Source organism: Pseudomonas sp. FP1762, from assembly GCF_030687105.1.
Classification (GTDB): domain Bacteria; phylum Pseudomonadota; class Gammaproteobacteria; order Pseudomonadales; family Pseudomonadaceae; genus Aquipseudomonas; species Aquipseudomonas siliginis.
Genome location: NZ_CP117458.1, coordinates 5,313,893 through 5,329,053 on the forward strand (window position 1 = coordinate 5,313,893; position 15,161 = coordinate 5,329,053).

At 54.3% G+C, this 15,161-nt stretch carries 11 protein-coding genes, 4 tRNA genes and 2 rRNA genes; all 17 read right to left on the minus strand.

The features are described from left to right. Window positions 1-38 precede the first annotated feature (38 nt). The 17 genes from rpoB to PSH90_RS23875 all read right to left on the minus strand — a co-directional run bounded on the left by rpoB (window position 39) and on the right by PSH90_RS23875 (window position 14,939). Window positions 39-4,112: a DNA-directed RNA polymerase subunit beta gene (gene rpoB, locus PSH90_RS23795; RefSeq protein ID WP_016772939.1), complete on the minus strand. Its 4,074-nt coding sequence runs from the start codon at window positions 4,110-4,112 to the stop codon at window positions 39-41. A gap of 221 nt (window positions 4,113-4,333) precedes the next feature. Further along, window positions 4,334-4,699 carry a 50S ribosomal protein L7/L12 gene (gene rplL, locus PSH90_RS23800; protein ID WP_007962228.1) on the minus strand — a complete coding sequence of 122 codons (366 nt, stop codon included), beginning with the start codon at window positions 4,697-4,699 and terminating at the stop codon, window positions 4,334-4,336. Between the two features lie 73 nt (window positions 4,700-4,772). After that, window positions 4,773-5,273, minus strand: coding sequence for a 50S ribosomal protein L10 (gene rplJ / locus PSH90_RS23805; protein WP_008081912.1), 501 nt, complete (start codon window positions 5,271-5,273; stop codon window positions 4,773-4,775). Between the two features lie 198 nt (window positions 5,274-5,471). After that, window positions 5,472-6,167, minus strand: coding sequence for a 50S ribosomal protein L1 (gene rplA / locus PSH90_RS23810; protein WP_024014523.1), 696 nt, complete (start codon window positions 6,165-6,167; stop codon window positions 5,472-5,474). Beyond that, the gene (gene rplK, locus PSH90_RS23815) at window positions 6,167-6,598 is read right to left on the minus strand and encodes a 50S ribosomal protein L11 (RefSeq protein WP_003176435.1); all 432 of its coding nucleotides are present in this window, start codon (window positions 6,596-6,598) and stop codon (window positions 6,167-6,169) included. Before rplK ends, rplA begins: the two co-directional genes overlap by 1 nt. Before the next feature lie 118 nt (window positions 6,599-6,716). Next, window positions 6,717-7,250: a transcription termination/antitermination protein NusG gene (gene nusG, locus PSH90_RS23820; protein WP_007957598.1), complete on the minus strand. Its 534-nt coding sequence runs from the start codon at window positions 7,248-7,250 to the stop codon at window positions 6,717-6,719. A gap of 9 nt (window positions 7,251-7,259) precedes the next feature. Then, window positions 7,260-7,628: a preprotein translocase subunit SecE gene (secE, locus tag PSH90_RS23825; protein ID WP_016772937.1), complete on the minus strand. Its 369-nt coding sequence runs from the start codon at window positions 7,626-7,628 to the stop codon at window positions 7,260-7,262. 45 nt (window positions 7,629-7,673) lie between these two features. Next, window positions 7,674-7,749 (minus strand) — tRNA-Trp (locus tag PSH90_RS23830). 53 nt (window positions 7,750-7,802) lie between these two features. Continuing rightward, the gene (tuf, locus tag PSH90_RS23835; protein ID WP_064361246.1) at window positions 7,803-8,996 is read right to left on the minus strand and encodes an elongation factor Tu; all 1,194 of its coding nucleotides are present in this window, start codon (window positions 8,994-8,996) and stop codon (window positions 7,803-7,805) included. An 85-nt stretch (window positions 8,997-9,081) separates the two neighbouring features. Next, a tRNA-Thr gene (locus PSH90_RS23840) sits at window positions 9,082-9,157 on the minus strand. 27 nt (window positions 9,158-9,184) lie between these two features. Beyond that, window positions 9,185-9,258, minus strand: a tRNA-Gly gene (locus tag PSH90_RS23845). Window positions 9,259-9,283: 25 nt separating this feature from the next. Further along, window positions 9,284-9,368: transfer RNA gene (locus PSH90_RS23850), tRNA-Tyr, on the minus strand. 142 nt (window positions 9,369-9,510) lie between these two features. After that, window positions 9,511-9,942: a hypothetical protein gene (locus PSH90_RS23855; RefSeq protein WP_095181969.1), complete on the minus strand. Its 432-nt coding sequence runs from the start codon at window positions 9,940-9,942 to the stop codon at window positions 9,511-9,513. Between the two features lie 7 nt (window positions 9,943-9,949). Continuing rightward, window positions 9,950-10,702 carry a pantothenate kinase gene (locus PSH90_RS23860; RefSeq protein WP_095181970.1) on the minus strand — a complete coding sequence of 251 codons (753 nt, stop codon included), beginning with the start codon at window positions 10,700-10,702 and terminating at the stop codon, window positions 9,950-9,952. Continuing rightward, window positions 10,692-11,645, minus strand: a complete 954-nt coding sequence (gene birA / locus PSH90_RS23865; protein ID WP_150638814.1) for a bifunctional biotin--[acetyl-CoA-carboxylase] ligase/biotin operon repressor BirA — start codon at window positions 11,643-11,645, stop codon at window positions 10,692-10,694. Before birA ends, PSH90_RS23860 begins: the two co-directional genes overlap by 11 nt. A gap of 132 nt (window positions 11,646-11,777) precedes the next feature. Further along, window positions 11,778-11,893 (minus strand): 5S ribosomal RNA (gene rrf, locus PSH90_RS23870). A 153-nt stretch (window positions 11,894-12,046) separates the two neighbouring features. Next, window positions 12,047-14,939 (minus strand): 23S ribosomal RNA (locus tag PSH90_RS23875). Window positions 14,940-15,161: the final 222 nt, after the last annotated feature.

Genomic DNA, 15,161 nt, shown 5'->3' on the forward strand with positions numbered 1-15,161 from the left:
GCGGGCAATCCTGCCCCGCTCTCGATTCGCGTCACGTGTTATTCGGTTTCCAGATCGATATCGATGCCGAGGGAACGAATTTCCTTGATCAACACGTTGAAGGACTCGGGCATGCCCGGCTCCATACGGTGATCGCCATCCACGATGTTCTTGTACATCTTGGTACGGCCGTTCACATCGTCCGACTTCACTGTGAGCATTTCTTGCAGAGTGTAAGCAGCACCGTATGCTTCCAGTGCCCAGACCTCCATCTCCCCGAAACGCTGACCACCGAACTGCGCCTTACCACCCAGCGGCTGCTGGGTAACCAGGCTGTAAGAACCGGTAGAACGCGCGTGCATCTTGTCGTCTACCAAGTGGTTCAGCTTCAGCATGTACATGTAGCCAACGGTAACTGGACGCTCGAACTTGTTGCCGGTACGGCCGTCGGTCAGCTGCATCTGGCCGCTTTCCGGCAGGTCTGCCAGTTTCAGCATGGCCTTGATTTCGCTTTCCTTGGCGCCGTCGAACACTGGAGTGGCCATTGGAACGCCGCCACGCAGGTTGTTCGCCAGATCGAGGATTTCCTGATCGGAGAAGCTGTCCAGATCTTCGTTACGACCGCCGATCTGGTTGTAGATCTCGTCCAGGAAAGTGCGCAGTTCAGCGACTTTACGCTGCTCTTCGACCATCCGGTTGATCTTCTCGCCCAGACCTTTGGCCGCGAGGCCCAGGTGGGTTTCGAGAATCTGACCAACGTTCATACGCGAAGGTACGCCCAGCGGGTTGAGGACCACGTCGACCGGGGTGCCATTGGCATCGTGCGGCATGTCTTCAACCGGCATGATCACGGAGACCACACCCTTGTTACCGTGACGACCGGCCATCTTGTCGCCCGGCTGGATGCGGCGACGGATTGCCAGGTAAACCTTGACGATTTTCAGCACGCCTGGAGCCAGGTCATCGCCCTGCTGCAGTTTGCGCTTCTTGTCTTCGAACTTGTCGTCCAGCAGACGGCGACGATCAACGATGTAGGCCTGAGCCTTCTCGAGCTGCTCGTTCAGCGCATCTTCAGCCATGCGCAGTTTGAACCACTGGCCGTGCTCAAGACCGTCGAGTACTTCGTCGGTGATGTCCTGACCTTTCTTCAGGCCGGCGCCGCCTTCGGCCTTGTGGCCTACCAGTGCGGAACGCAGACGTTCGAAAGTCGCGCCTTCAACGATGCGGAACTCTTCGTTCAGATCCTTGCGGATCTCGTCCAGCTGGGACTTCTCGATCGACAGTGCACGAGCATCACGCTCAACGCCGTCGCGGGTGAAGACCTGTACGTCGATGACAGTACCTTTGGTGCCGGTTGGCACGCGCAGGGAGGTGTCTTTAACGTCGCTGGCTTTTTCACCGAAGATTGCACGCAGCAGTTTTTCTTCCGGAGTCAGTTGGGTCTCGCCTTTCGGAGTGACCTTACCCACCAGGATGTCGCCTGCGCCTACTTCAGCACCTACGTAAACGATACCGGCTTCGTCCAGCTTGTTCAGTGCAGCTTCACCCACGTTCGGGATGTCCGCAGTGATTTCCTCTGGGCCAAGCTTGGTGTCACGGGCCACACAGGTCAGTTCCTGAATGTGGATCGTGGTGAAACGGTCTTCCTGAACAACACGCTCGGACAGGCAGATGGAGTCTTCGAAGTTGAAGCCGTTCCATGCCATGAACGCGATGCGCATGTTCTGACCCAGTGCCAACTCACCCATGTCGGTGGACGGGCCGTCGGCCATGATGTCGCTACGCTGAACGCGATCACCTTTACGTACCAGCGGACGCTGGTTGATGCAGGTGTTCTGGTTCGAGCGGGTGTATTTGGTCAGGTTGTAGATGTCGACACCGGCTTCACCGGTTTCAACTTCGTCATCGGCAACACGAACCACGATACGGCTGGCGTCGACGGAGTCGATCACGCCACCACGACGAGCCACGACGCAAACGCCGGAGTCACGGGCTACGTTACGCTCCATGCCGGTACCTACCAGCGGCTTGTCAGCGCGCAGAGTCGGTACAGCCTGACGCTGCATGTTCGAACCCATCAACGCACGGTTGGCGTCGTCGTGCTCGAGGAACGGAATCAGCGACGCTGCAACCGACACAACCTGCTTCGGCGAAACGTCCATCAGGGTGACGTCTTCCGGCGCCTTGACGGTGAATTCGTTCAGGTGACGTACGGCAACCAGTTCGTCGATCAGGACTTTCTGCTCGTTCATGGTCGCCGAAGCCTGCGCGATCACGTGATCGGCTTCTTCAATAGCGGACAGGAACACGATCTCGTCGGTGACCACACCCTCTTTCACCACGCGGTACGGGCTTTCCAGGAAGCCGTACTGGTTGGTGCGAGCGTACGCAGCCAGGGAGTTGATCAGGCCGATGTTCGGACCTTCCGGCGTTTCAATCGGGCAGACACGACCGTAGTGAGTCGGGTGTACGTCACGGACTTCGAAGCCTGCGCGCTCACGAGTCAGACCGCCAGGGCCGAGTGCAGAGACACGACGCTTGTGGGTGATCTCGGACAGCGGGTTGTTCTGGTCCATGAACTGCGACAGCTGGCTGGAACCGAAGAACTCTTTCACCGCCGCAGCCACTGGCTTGGCGTTGATCAGGTCTTGCGGCATCAGGCCTTCGCTTTCAGCCATCGACAGACGCTCTTTGACCGCACGCTCAACACGTACCAGGCCAACGCGGAACTGGTTCTCGGCCATTTCGCCTACGCAGCGAACACGACGGTTACCCAAGTGGTCGATGTCATCGACGATGCCTTTACCGTTACGGATGTCGACCAGAGTCTTCAGTACCGCGACGATGTCTTCCTTGCACAGCACGCCCGAACCTTCGATCTCGGTACGACCGATACGACGGTTGAACTTCATCCGGCCGACCGCAGACAGGTCATAACGCTCAGGGCTGAAGAACAGGTTGTTGAACAGGGTCTCGGCAGCGTCTTTGGTTGGCGGCTCGCCTGGACGCATCATGCGATAGATCTCGACCAGCGCTTCCAGTTGGTTGCTGGTGGAGTCGATCTTCAGCGTGTCGGAGACGAACGGACCGCAGTCGATGTCGTTGGTGTACAGGGTCTCGATGCGAACCACCTGGGCCTTGGCGATCTTTGCCAGGACTTCAGTGTTCAGCTCGGTGTTGCATTCGGCCAGGATTTCGCCGGTAGCCGGGTGCACGATAGCCTTGGCGGTGGTGCGGCCGAGGACGTAGTCCAGTGGCACGTCCAGCGTCTTGATACCGGCTTTCTCGATCTGGTTGATGTGGCGCGCGGTAATACGGCGGCCTTGCTCAACGATGACCTTGCCCTTCTCGTCCTGGATGTCCAGAACCGCAACTTCACCACGCAGGCGCGATGGCACCAGTTCCAGGCTGAGGGTTTCGCCGCTCAGGTGGAATACGTTGGTGGTATAGAACGCGTCCAGCACCTCTTCGGTGGTGTAACCGAGTGCGCGCAGCAGTACCGAAGCCGGCAGTTTGCGACGACGGTCGATACGCACGAAGACACAGTCTTTCGGGTCGAATTCGAAGTCCAGCCACGAACCGCGGTAAGGAATGATGCGAGCCGAGTACAGCAGTTTGCCGGAGCTGTGCGTCTTGCCGCGGTCGTGGTCGAAGAACACGCCCGGGGAACGGTGCAGCTGGGAAACGATAACACGCTCGGTACCGTTGATTACGAAGGTACCGTTCTCAGTCATCAGGGGGATTTCACCCATGTAGACTTCTTGCTCTTTGATGTCCTTGATCGCTTTGTTCGACGATTCTTTGTCGAAGATGATCAGGCGCACTTTTACCCGCAAAGGTACGGCGAAAGTTACACCGCGCAATACGCATTCTTTGACATCAAATGCCGGTTCGCCCAGGCGATAACCGACGTACTCCAGCGCAGCATTGCCGGAGTAGCTGATGATCGGGAAAACGGATTTGAAGGCCGCATGCAGGCCCACGTCGCGGAACTGATCTTTAGTCGCTCCCGCTTGCAAGAATTCACGATACGAATCCAGCTGGATGGCCAGGAGGTAAGGCACATCCATGACGTCCGGCAACTTGCTAAAGTCCTTGCGGATACGTTTTTTCTCAGTATATGAGTAAGCCATCAGCGTTCCCCAGCTTGGTCACCTGCTTGTTTGGCCCCTCCCGACGGGAGCAGCCAGAAAATCGTGCAAACCCCATGGTTTGCGCCACCGCATCGGGTGGTTACAGCGCCTTTATCAGCACCGACCCAGTCGGCTGCCAATAACGGAAAAAGGCCGGTGGCAAGAGCCACCAGCCATCAGCCTGTCGCTTGACGCTCGGGCTGGAGGAGCAAAGTCGATGCTTACTTCAGCTCGACTTTAGCGCCTGCTTCTTCCAGCTTCTTCTTGGCGTCTTCAGCCGCTTCTTTCGAAACGCCTTCAGCTACAACCTGAGGAGCGCCGTCTACTTTCTCTTTGGCTTCTTTCAGGCCCAGACCAGTCAGCTCACGAACTGCCTTGATCACGTTAACCTTCTTCTCGCCAGCTTCCAGCAGAACAACGTTGAACTCGGTTTGCTCTTCAACAGCAGCAGCAGCTACAGCTGGGCCAGCCGAAGCGGCAGCAGCGGTAACACCGAAGGTTTCTTCCATCGCTTTGATCAGCTCAACGATTTCCACTACGGATTTCTGGCCGATTGCTTCGATGATTTGTTCGTTAGTCAGAGACATGACTCAATTCCTGAATTGGGGGACGGCCTACGCGACCATCGAAATAAACAAAAAACGCGAAAAGTGACGAGCCTTAGGCTGCGGCAGCTTCTTTCTGGTCGCGAATTGCCGCCAGAGTACGAGCCAATTTGCTGGTTGCGCCTTGAATCACGCTCATCAGCTGAGAAATTGCTTCGTCACGGGTCGGCAGAGTTGCCAGTACGTCGATCTGATTAGCTGCGAGGAACTTGCCCTCGAACGCAGCTGCCTTGATCTCGAACTTGTCCTGACCCTTGGCAAACTCTTTGAAGATACGGGCAGCAGCGCCCGGATGTTCGTTCGAGAATGCAATCAGGGTCGGGCCGGTGAACACGTCGTTGAGGACACTGTATTGAGTGTCAGCAACAGCGCGCTTGAGCAGGGTGTTACGTACAACACGTACGTAAACGCCAGCTTCACGAGCCTCTTTACGGAGTCCGGTCATTGCGCCTACTGTTACGCCACGTGCATCAACCACGACAGCGGACAGAGCGACTTTGGCAGCCTCGTTGACTTCAGCGACGATGGCCTTCTTGTCTTCGAGATTAATTGCCACGGGTTTAACTCCTGCTTGTTACCGTTTCATTCGATCGGAACCGAATGTCGTTTTGGTGTCTGATTCGGTAAGGAACCGGGAGCACCATCTGCGTAGGCTTGAGGTTTAAGGCTTGCGCCGCCTACGGTCTTGGATAGCCCCCGCCAGGCAGGGACCCCAATCTTTCAATTGGCGCGGCAATCCGCGCCAACCTTTGTCTTACGCGTCGAGCGAGCTCTGGTCGATAACCAGACCTGGGCCCATAGTGGTGCTCAGGGTAACGCGCTTGACGTAAATACCTTTCGAGGAAGCTGGCTTGATACGCTTCAGATCAGCGATCAGGGCTTCAACGTTTTCCTTCAGCTTGACGGCGTCGAAGCCGATCTTGCCAACGGAAGTGTGGATGATGCCGTTTTTGTCGGTGCGATAACGAACCTGACCAGCCTTGGCGTTCTTGACCGCGTTGGCTACGTCTGGAGTTACGGTGCCGACTTTAGGGTTAGGCATCAGGCCACGTGGACCGAGGATCTGACCCAACTGACCTACAACGCGCATGGCATCCGGGGATGCGATCACTACGTCATAGTTCAGATCGCCGCCTTTCATTTCGGCAGCCAGGTCGTCCATACCTACACGATCAGCGCCGGCAGCCAGAGCGGCCTCAGCAGCTGGACCCTGGGTGAACACAGCAACGCGAACGGTCTTGCCAGTGCCGTGTGGCAGCACAGTAGCGCTACGAACAACCTGGTCGGATTTACGCGGGTCTACACCCAGGTTTACAGCAACGTCGAACGACTCGCTGAACTTGACAGTCGACAGCTCGGCCAGCAGAGCAGCGGCGTCTACAATGTTGTAGGCCTTGCCTGCTTCGATTTTGCCGGCGATAGCCTTTTGACGCTTGGTCAGCTTAGCCATTACACACCCTCCACGTTAAGGCCCATGCTACGAGCAGAACCGGCGATAGTACGCACGGCTGCATCCATATCAGCTGCAGTCAGATCCGCGTTTTTGGTTTTCGCGATTTCTTCCAGCTGAGCACGGGTAACAGTGCCAACCTTAACGGTGTTCGGACGAGCGGAACCGCTGGTCAGACCGGCCGCCTTCTTCAGCAGAACCGAAGCAGGGGTGGATTTGGTTTCGAAAGTGAAGCTACGGTCGCTGTAGACAGTGATGATCACTGGAGTCGGCAGACCTGGCTCAAGACCCTGAGTACGGGCGTTGAAAGCCTTGCAGAATTCCATGATGTTCACGCCGTGCTGACCCAGAGCAGGACCAACCGGTGGACTTGGGTTAGCCTGAGCGGCCTTCACTTGCAGCTTGATGTAAGCGGTAATCTTCTTGGCCATGAGGCACTCCAATTACGGGTTCGAACGCCTCGAAAGGCTCCCCGGTTACTTGCGCGTTTATCCCAGTGACGACAAAACCCCACAGCCTAAGGCTGCGGGGTTGGGATTGCTTGTCCAGTTAGACCTTCTCGACCTGACTGAACTCGAGCTCCACCGGAGTAGAGCGACCGAAAATGAGCACTGCCACTTGGATCCGGCTCTTTTCGTAGTTAACTTCTTCCACAACGCCGTTGAAATCAGCGAATGGACCGTCATTGACACGTACCGTCTCGCCCGGCTCGAACAAAGTCTTCGGCTTCGGCTTGTCGCTACCATCAGCAACGCGACGCAGAATCGCTTCTGCCTCTTTATCTGTAATTGGCGCAGGCTTGTCAGCGGTACCGCCGATAAAACCCATCACCCGAGGAGTATCCTTGACCAAGTGCCAAGTACCCTCGTTCATATCCATTTGGACCAGCACATAGCCTGGAAAGAACTTCCGTTCGCTTTTGCGCTTCTGGCCGTTACGCATCTCAACCACTTCTTCAGTGGGAACCAGAATCTCGCCGAAGCCATCTTCCATGCCAGCCAGCTTTACGCGCTCGATCAGCGAGCGCATCACATGCTTCTCGTAACCCGAGTAAGCATGCACAACATACCAACGCTTAGCCACGGGACACCCTTAGCCGACAATCAAGGAAACAAGCCAGCCGAGCAGGGAATCAAGACCCCACAACAGCAACGCCATAACCAGAACAACAGCCACGACAATCAGCGTGGTCTGCGTGGTTTCTTGGCGAGTTGGCCACACGACTTTACGAATCTCGGTGCGAGCTTCCTTAACCAGTACAAAGAAAGACTTGCCCTTCGCGGTTTGCAGGCCTACAAAGGCAGCTACGGCAGCAATGGCAAGCAAAGCGAGTACACGGTACAGGATCGGCGAAGCAGCGTAATACTGATTGCCAACAACGCCAACAACCACTAAAGCGACTACTACAAGCCACTTGAGCAGATCGAAGCGAGAGCCTTGAGCTTCAGCTTTAGGAGTCATCTATGAAGATCCTGTGAAAAGAAAGCCAGATACACCGAGTGAATCTGGCAGGTCAGGAGGGAATCGAACCCCCAACCTACGGTTTTGGAGACCGTCGCTCTGCCAATTGAGCTACTGACCTAAAACAAAATCAGGCCGACCATTATGCCGGCCCGAAAAATACATTACAACCGCTTATTCGATGATTTTTGCTACGACGCCAGCGCCGACGGTACGACCGCCTTCACGGATAGCGAAACGCAGACCGTCTTCCATCGCGATGGTTTTGATCAGGGTAACAGTCATCTGAATGTTGTCACCTGGCATTACCATTTCAACGCCTTCTGGCAGCTCGCAGTTACCAGTCACGTCAGTAGTACGGAAGTAGAACTGTGGACGGTAGCCTTTGAAGAACGGAGTGTGACGACCGCCTTCTTCCTTGCTCAGAACGTAAACTTCTGCGGTGAACTTGGTGTGCGGCTTGACCGAACCTGGCTTGACCAGAACCTGGCCACGCTCAACGTCGTCACGCTTGGTACCACGCAGCAGAACGCCGCAGTTCTCGCCGGCACGACCTTCGTCGAGCAGCTTGCGGAACATTTCAACACCGGTGCAAGTAGTAACGGTGGTGTCACGCAGACCAACGATTTCCAGCGGGTCCTGAACGCGAACGATACCGCGCTCGATACGACCAGTCACAACAGTACCGCGACCCGAGATCGAGAATACGTCTTCGATTGGCATCAGGAATGGCTTGTCGATCATACGAACTGGTTCTGGGATGTAGGCATCCAGAGTTTCAACCAGCTTCTTGACGGCAGTGGTGCCCATCTCGTTGTCGTCTTTGCCTTCCAGCGCCATACGAGCCGAACCGATGATGATCGGAGTGTCGTCGCCCGGGAAGTCGTAAGTCGACAGCAGGTCACGAACTTCCATCTCAACCAGTTCCAGCAGCTCAGCGTCGTCTACCAGGTCAGCCTTATTCAGGAAGACCACGATGTACGGAACGCCAACCTGACGGGACAGCAGGATGTGCTCACGGGTTTGCGGCATCGGACCATCAGCGGCCGAGCAAACCAGGATAGCGCCGTCCATCTGAGCAGCACCGGTGATCATGTTCTTCACGTAGTCAGCGTGACCTGGGCAGTCAACGTGAGCGTAGTGACGGATCTTCGAGTTGTACTCAACGTGCGCGGTGTTGATGGTGATACCGCGAGCTTTTTCTTCTGGTGCGCTGTCGATCTTGTCGAAGTCAACGATTGCAGAACCGAAAACCTCGGAGCAAACGCGAGTCAGAGCAGCAGTCAGAGTGGTTTTACCGTGGTCAACGTGACCAATGGTCCCAACGTTGACGTGGGGCAGGGAACGATCAAATTTTTCCTTAGCCATCGATATCACCCTCTACAGAAGAAATTAGACAAACAATATCAACCATTAAAACAAAGGCAGATATTTTCATATCTGCCTTGTTATATGGAGCTCTTGAGCGGATTTGAACCGCTGACCTCACCCTTACCAAGGGTGTGCTCTACCAACTGAGCTACAAGAGCAAAACCCTTTTGCACAACCTGCAAACTTGGAGCGGGTAGCGGGAATCGAACCCGCATCATCAGCTTGGAAGGCTGAGGTTCTACCACTAAACTATACCCGCGGAGCCTGCAGCTCACGCTTAAATCTGGTGGAGGGAGAAGGATTCGAACCTTCGAAGTCGTAGACGTCAGATTTACAGTCTGATCCCTTTGGCCGCTCGGGAACCCCTCCTAATCAGGCCGGCATTCTATATCATGCCAAACCCCTGTCAAGCATTTTCTCATTTAAAAACCTGAGGTTAGCTGCGTTGACACGCTTCACTTCGAATCCCGTTTAAGGTGTTCGCTGTGGAGCGGGCGCCATTCTATGCAAACTATTGAGCAGGTGCAACCCCTTCGCACAGCATTATTTTATGTTTTAACTCATTGAATTCCTTGGAAAGGTTTTGCAACTGCAGATCGCCCAACAAACGCTGGCTGTCCGGCGCAGCTGCCAGCCAGTACCCGCTTCCGGCAGCATCTTTCGGCAGGGATTGCACATTGACTTTCATCGCCACCAGACGCTGTTGCAACCTGGCAATTGAATCTTCGTCAGAAAATCCACCAAGGAACAAGCACTGCTGACGCGGCGCCACCTCGCCTCTTCGACCTTCACCTGCGGTTTCGCTCAGCAGACGGATATCCTGCTGCGAACCACGATACAGATTAAGAGGCGTTACATCTTTGGCTCGCAAGGGCGCTTCCTGCTGATGCCAGACATAGTAAAAAACATTGAGTACAACCAGCAGCAGGAACAACCAACGCATATAAACCTCAAGACAAGGGACAAGCCATCGCCAAGCCGACAAAAACCAGGTCGGGCACAACCCTGGCGTCAGGCGCGACGCCTTTAACCAACTCGGCATCCCCTCCCGTAATAAAGACGGCGAATTGCTCTCCCCAGTACGCTCGAGCCAGCTCTAATTGAGTGAGAACGAAGCCCCTCAGCATCAAAGAACAACCGCGCTCCACCGCTTCAACGGTGGTCCGTCCCGGGACGTGACTGGAAAGGGCGCGCTCTGCTGCTTCATCACCATAACGAATTTTACGGGTATGGGTGCGCAACTGGTTTCGCATCAAAGGCATACCAGGACAAATGAACCCCCCGAGATGCTCACCGTCAGCCGCGACAAAATCGGCAGTGACCGCGGTACCGAAATCGAGAACCAGGCAAGCACTTCCGGCAGCCAGGTGGAAGCCGCCGAGCATCGCCAGCCAGCGATCAAGCCCCAGACGCTCATAGTCTTCATAGCCGTTTCGAACACCGGACATCTCGCGGGCGGGTTTCGCACACACGATAGGAATACCGAACGCGCGCTCAAGCATTTCGGTTAAAGCGCTGGTTTCCTCGTTAGTCCTGACGCTTACCAAACGACACTTGCGCAGCGAGAGCGGCTTTATGATCCGTAGACTCTCAAGCAAAGCCTGATTGGAATCTACAACCCCTTCCGAAACCAGCCCACTCGCCGACGCATCCAGCACGCGCCATTTGATAAAACTATTGCCGCAGTCAAGCTCAAGAATCATCACGCAACCTCAGGCTGAGCTCTCCACCACTAAAGACTTTTTCAACACCATCTACAATCAAGCGCAACCCGCCTTGGCTATCAATCCCGAGCACTATCCCATCGATATGGCTGTTACCCGCGATCAACGACACGGATCGACCCTGCCACAGATGATTTTCCGCCCATTCTGCCTGCAGACTTGCGAACCCGTTGAGCTGGTGTTTATGGGTATAAGCTTTGAGTTGATTACTCAACTCAACCACCAGAGCATTGCGATCGCAGGCTTTGCCTGACTCCAGTTTTATAGAAGTCCATTGCTGGTCGACCTCATCGGCAACCTGCATATTCACGTTGATTCCTATACCCAATACAACATGACATACATCCGCCGGATCGCCGACGAGTTCGAGCAGGATGCCGGCTATTTTCTTGTTACCCACCAAAACATCGTTGGGCCACTTCAAACCGGCATTGGGCACGCCGGCGCTTCGCAAGGTCTGCATCACGGCCAAGCCAACAACAAGGCTCAACCCCTCAAGCTGACGCATGCCGCCATCTATTCGAAGAACCAGGCTGTAATAAAGATTTTCCGCAAATGGGCTCACCCACTTGCGGCCTCGACGACCACGGCCTGCCAATTGTCGCTCCGCGAGCACCAAAAACGGCGCGGGGGCGCCCTCACTGATAGAGCGCAAAGCTTCGGCATTTGTCGAGTCGACGGAGTCGAACACACGCACCGGCCATTCGGGCATCTTCCTGGTTATTTCAAGTGGATCAAGGAGCATCAGAGGCGCCGACAATTGATATCCGCGACCGCGAACTTTATGGATCGACAGGCCGAGTTCAGCTTCAAGCTGTTGTAGCTGCTTCCATACAGCACTTCGGCTAATTCCCAGGGCAACGCCCAAGTCCTGTCCGGAATGGAATCGTCCATCCTTCAGTAGGTTCAACAACGTCAGCATGCAGGTATCGCCTCATAATGAGGCCCGCATAATAGCCATGCCCCGGGCCGTTGCATAGAAATCAAGCGGACACATTTCTCGCAGGCAAAACAAAACCCCAACTGCTTTCGCAATTGGGGTTTCGGAATTTAATCTTGACGATGACCTACTCTCACATGGGGAAACCCCACACTACCATCGGCGATGCATCGTTTCACTGCTGAGTTCGGGATGGGATCAGGTGGTTCCAACGCTCTATGGTCGTCAAGAAATTCGGGTACTGACTCGGGACCAGACGGCCTCGCTTCAGCAAATTGGGTATGTGATAGCTGGTGTTTGTGAACTTCGAACTTTCGGTTCGTTTCGTCTTCACACACCGCAATCTGGTGCCTTTTCAGGTCAGCAAATTGCTTGGGTGTTATATGGTCAAGCCTCACGGGCAATTAGTATTGGTTAGCTCAACGCCTCACAGCGCTTACACACCCAACCTATCAACGTCGTAGTCTTCGACGGCCCTTCAGGGAACTCAAGGTTCCAGTGAGATCTCATCTTGAGGCAAGTTTCCCGCTTAGATGCTTTCAGCGGTTATCTTTCCCGAACATAGCTACCCGGCAATGCCACTGGCGTGACAACCGGAACACCAGAGGTTCGTCCACTCCGGTCCTCTCGTACTAGGAGCAGCCCCTCTCAAATCTCAAACGTCCACGGCAGATAGGGACCGAACTGTCTCACGACGTTCTAAACCCAGCTCGCGTACCACTTTAAATGGCGAACAGCCATACCCTTGGGACCGGCTTCAGCCCCAGGATGTGATGAGCCGACATCGAGGTGCCAAACACCGCCGTCGATATGAACTCTTGGGCGGTATCAGCCTGTTATCCCCGGAGTACCTTTTATCCGTTGAGCGATGGCCCTTCCATACAGAACCACCGGATCACTAAGACCTACTTTCGTACCTGCTCGACGTGTCTGTCTCGCAGTCAAGCGCGCTTTTGCCTTTATACTCTACGACCGATTTCCGACCGTCTGAGCGCACCTTCGTACTCCTCCGTTACTCTTTAGGAGGAGACCGCCCCAGTCAAACTACCCACCATACACTGTCCTCGATCCGGATAACGGACCTGAGTTAGAACCTCAAAGTTGCCAGGGTGGTATTTCAAGGATGGCTCCACGCGAACTGGCGTCCACGCTTCAAAGCCTCCCACCTATCCTACACAAGCAAATTCAAAGTCCAGTGCAAAGCTATAGTAAAGGTTCACGGGGTCTTTCCGTCTAGCCGCGGATACACTGCATCTTCACAGCGATTTCAATTTCACTGAGTCTCGGGTGGAGACAGCGCCGCCATCGTTACGCCATTCGTGCAGGTCGGAACTTACCCGACAAGGAATTTCGCTACCTTAGGACCGTTATAGTTACGGCCGCCGTTTACCGGGGCTTCGATCAAGAGCTTCGCGTTAGCTAACCCCATCAATTAACCTTCCGGCACCGGGCAGGCGTCACACCCTATACGTCCACTTTCGTGTTTGCAGAGTGCTGTGTTTTTAATAAACAGTCGCAGCGGCCTGGTATCTTCGACCGGCATGAGCTTACGGAGCAAGTCCTTCACCCTCACCGGCGCACCTTCTCCCGAAGTTACGGTGCCATTTTGCCTAGTTCCTTCACCCGAGTTCTCTCAAGCGCCTTGGTATTCTCTACCCAACCACCTGTGTCGGTTTGGGGTACGGTTCCTGGTTACCTGAAGCTTAGAAGCTTTTCTTGGAAGCATGGCATCAACCACTTCGTGTTCTAAAAGAACACTCGTCATCAGCTCTCGGCCTTAAGATCCCGGATTTACCTAAGATCTCAGCCTACCACCTTAAACTTGGACAACCAACGCCAAGCTGGCCTAGCCTTCTCCGTCCCTCCATCGCAATAACCAGAAGTACAGGAATATTAACCTGTTTTCCATCGACTACGCTTTTCAGCCTCGCCTTAGGGACCGACTAACCCTGCGTCGATTAACGTTGCGCAGGAAACCTTGGTCTTTCGGCGTGGGTGTTTTTCACACCCATTGTCGTTACTCATGTCAGCATTCGCACTTCTGATACCTCCAGCAAGCTTCTCAACTCACCTTCACAGGCTTACAGAACGCTCCTCTACCGCATCATCCGAAGATGATACCCGTAGCTTCGGTGTATGGTTTGAGCCCCGTTACATCTTCCGCGCAGGCCGACTCGACTAGTGAGCTATTACGCTTTCTTTAAAGGGTGGCTGCTTCTAAGCCAACCTCCTAGCTGTCTAAGCCTTCCCACATCGTTTCCCACTTAACCATAACTTTGGGACCTTAGCTGACGGTCTGGGTTGTTTCCCTTTTCACGACGGACGTTAGCACCCGCCGTGTGTCTCCCATGCTCGGCACTTGTAGGTATTCGGAGTTTGCATCGGTTTGGTAAGTCGGGATGACCCCCTAGCCGAAACAGTGCTCTACCCCCTACAGTGATACATGAGGCGCTACCTAAATAGCTTTCGAGGAGAACCAGCTATCTCCGAGCTTGATTAGCCTTTCACTCCGATCCACAGGTCATCCGCTAACTTTTCAACGGTAGTCGGTTCGGTCCTCCAGTCAGTGTTACCTAACCTTCAACCTGCCCATGGATAGATCGCCCGGTTTCGGGTCTATTCCCAGCGACTAGACGCCCTATTAAGACTCGCTTTCGCTACGCCTCCCCTATTCGGTTAAGCTCGCCACTGAAAATAAGTCGCTGACCCATTATACAAAAGGTACGCAGTCACAGAACAAAGTCTGCTCCCACTGCTTGTACGCATACGGTTTCAGGATCTATTTCACTCCCCTCTCCGGGGTTCTTTTCGCCTTTCCCTCACGGTACTAGTTCACTATCGGTCAGTCAGTAGTATTTAGCCTTGGAGGATGGTCCCCCCATATTCAGACAAAGTTTCTCGTGCTCCGTCCTACTCGATTTCATGACTAAGAGATTTTCGCGTACAGGGCTATCACCCACTATGGCCGCACTTTCCAGAGCGTTCCGCTAATCTCAAAGCCACTTAAGGGCTAGTCCCCGTTCGCTCGCCACTACTAAGGGAATCTCGGTTGATTTCTTTTCCTCAGGGTACTTAGATGTTTCAGTTCCCCTGGTTCGCCTCTTGCACCTATGTATTCAGTACAAGATAACCATCTTATGATGGCTGGGTTCCCCCATTCAGACATCTCCGGATCAAAGTCTGTTTGCCGACTCCCCGAAGCTTTTCGCAGGCTACCACGTCTTTCATCGCCTCTGACTGCCAAGGCATCCACCGTATGCGCTTCTTCACTTGACCATATAACCCCAAGCAATCTGGTTATACTGTGAAGACGACATTCGCCGAAAATTCGAATTTCTCAACTAAGAGAACTCACAAATTTTACCTTAGCCTGATCCGTTACCAGTGAAAGTAACGTTCAGTCTATCTTTCTATCACATACCCAAATTTTTAAAGAACGATCTAGTCAAAGACTAGAAATCAACATTCATCACCAAACCGGTGGAATGCTCATTTCTA

What these genes read in the sequence shown, in the direction of transcription:
- rpoB (WP_016772939.1), bottom strand. Translation starts at nt 4,112, where the DNA reads ATGGCTTACTCATATACTGAGAAAAAACGTATCCGCAAGGACTTTAGC.
- rplL (WP_007962228.1), bottom strand. Translation starts at nt 4,699, where the DNA reads ATGTCTCTGACTAACGAACAAATCATCGAAGCAATCGGCCAGAAATCC.
- rplA (WP_024014523.1), bottom strand. Translation starts at nt 6,167, where the DNA reads ATGGCTAAGCTGACCAAGCGTCAAAAGGCTATCGCCGGCAAAATCGAA.
- rplK (WP_003176435.1), bottom strand. Translation starts at nt 6,598, where the DNA reads ATGGCCAAGAAGATTACCGCTTACATCAAGCTGCAAGTGAAGGCCGCT.
- secE (WP_016772937.1), bottom strand. Translation starts at nt 7,628, where the DNA reads ATGACTCCTAAAGCTGAAGCTCAAGGCTCTCGCTTCGATCTGCTCAAG.
- tuf (WP_064361246.1), bottom strand. Translation starts at nt 8,996, where the DNA reads ATGGCTAAGGAAAAATTTGATCGTTCCCTGCCCCACGTCAACGTTGGG.
- PSH90_RS23855 (WP_095181969.1), bottom strand. Translation starts at nt 9,942, where the DNA reads ATGCGTTGGTTGTTCCTGCTGCTGGTTGTACTCAATGTTTTTTACTAT.
- PSH90_RS23860 (WP_095181970.1), bottom strand. Translation starts at nt 10,702, where the DNA reads ATGATTCTTGAGCTTGACTGCGGCAATAGTTTTATCAAATGGCGCGTG.
- birA (WP_150638814.1), bottom strand. Translation starts at nt 11,645, where the DNA reads ATGCTGACGTTGTTGAACCTACTGAAGGATGGACGATTCCATTCCGGA.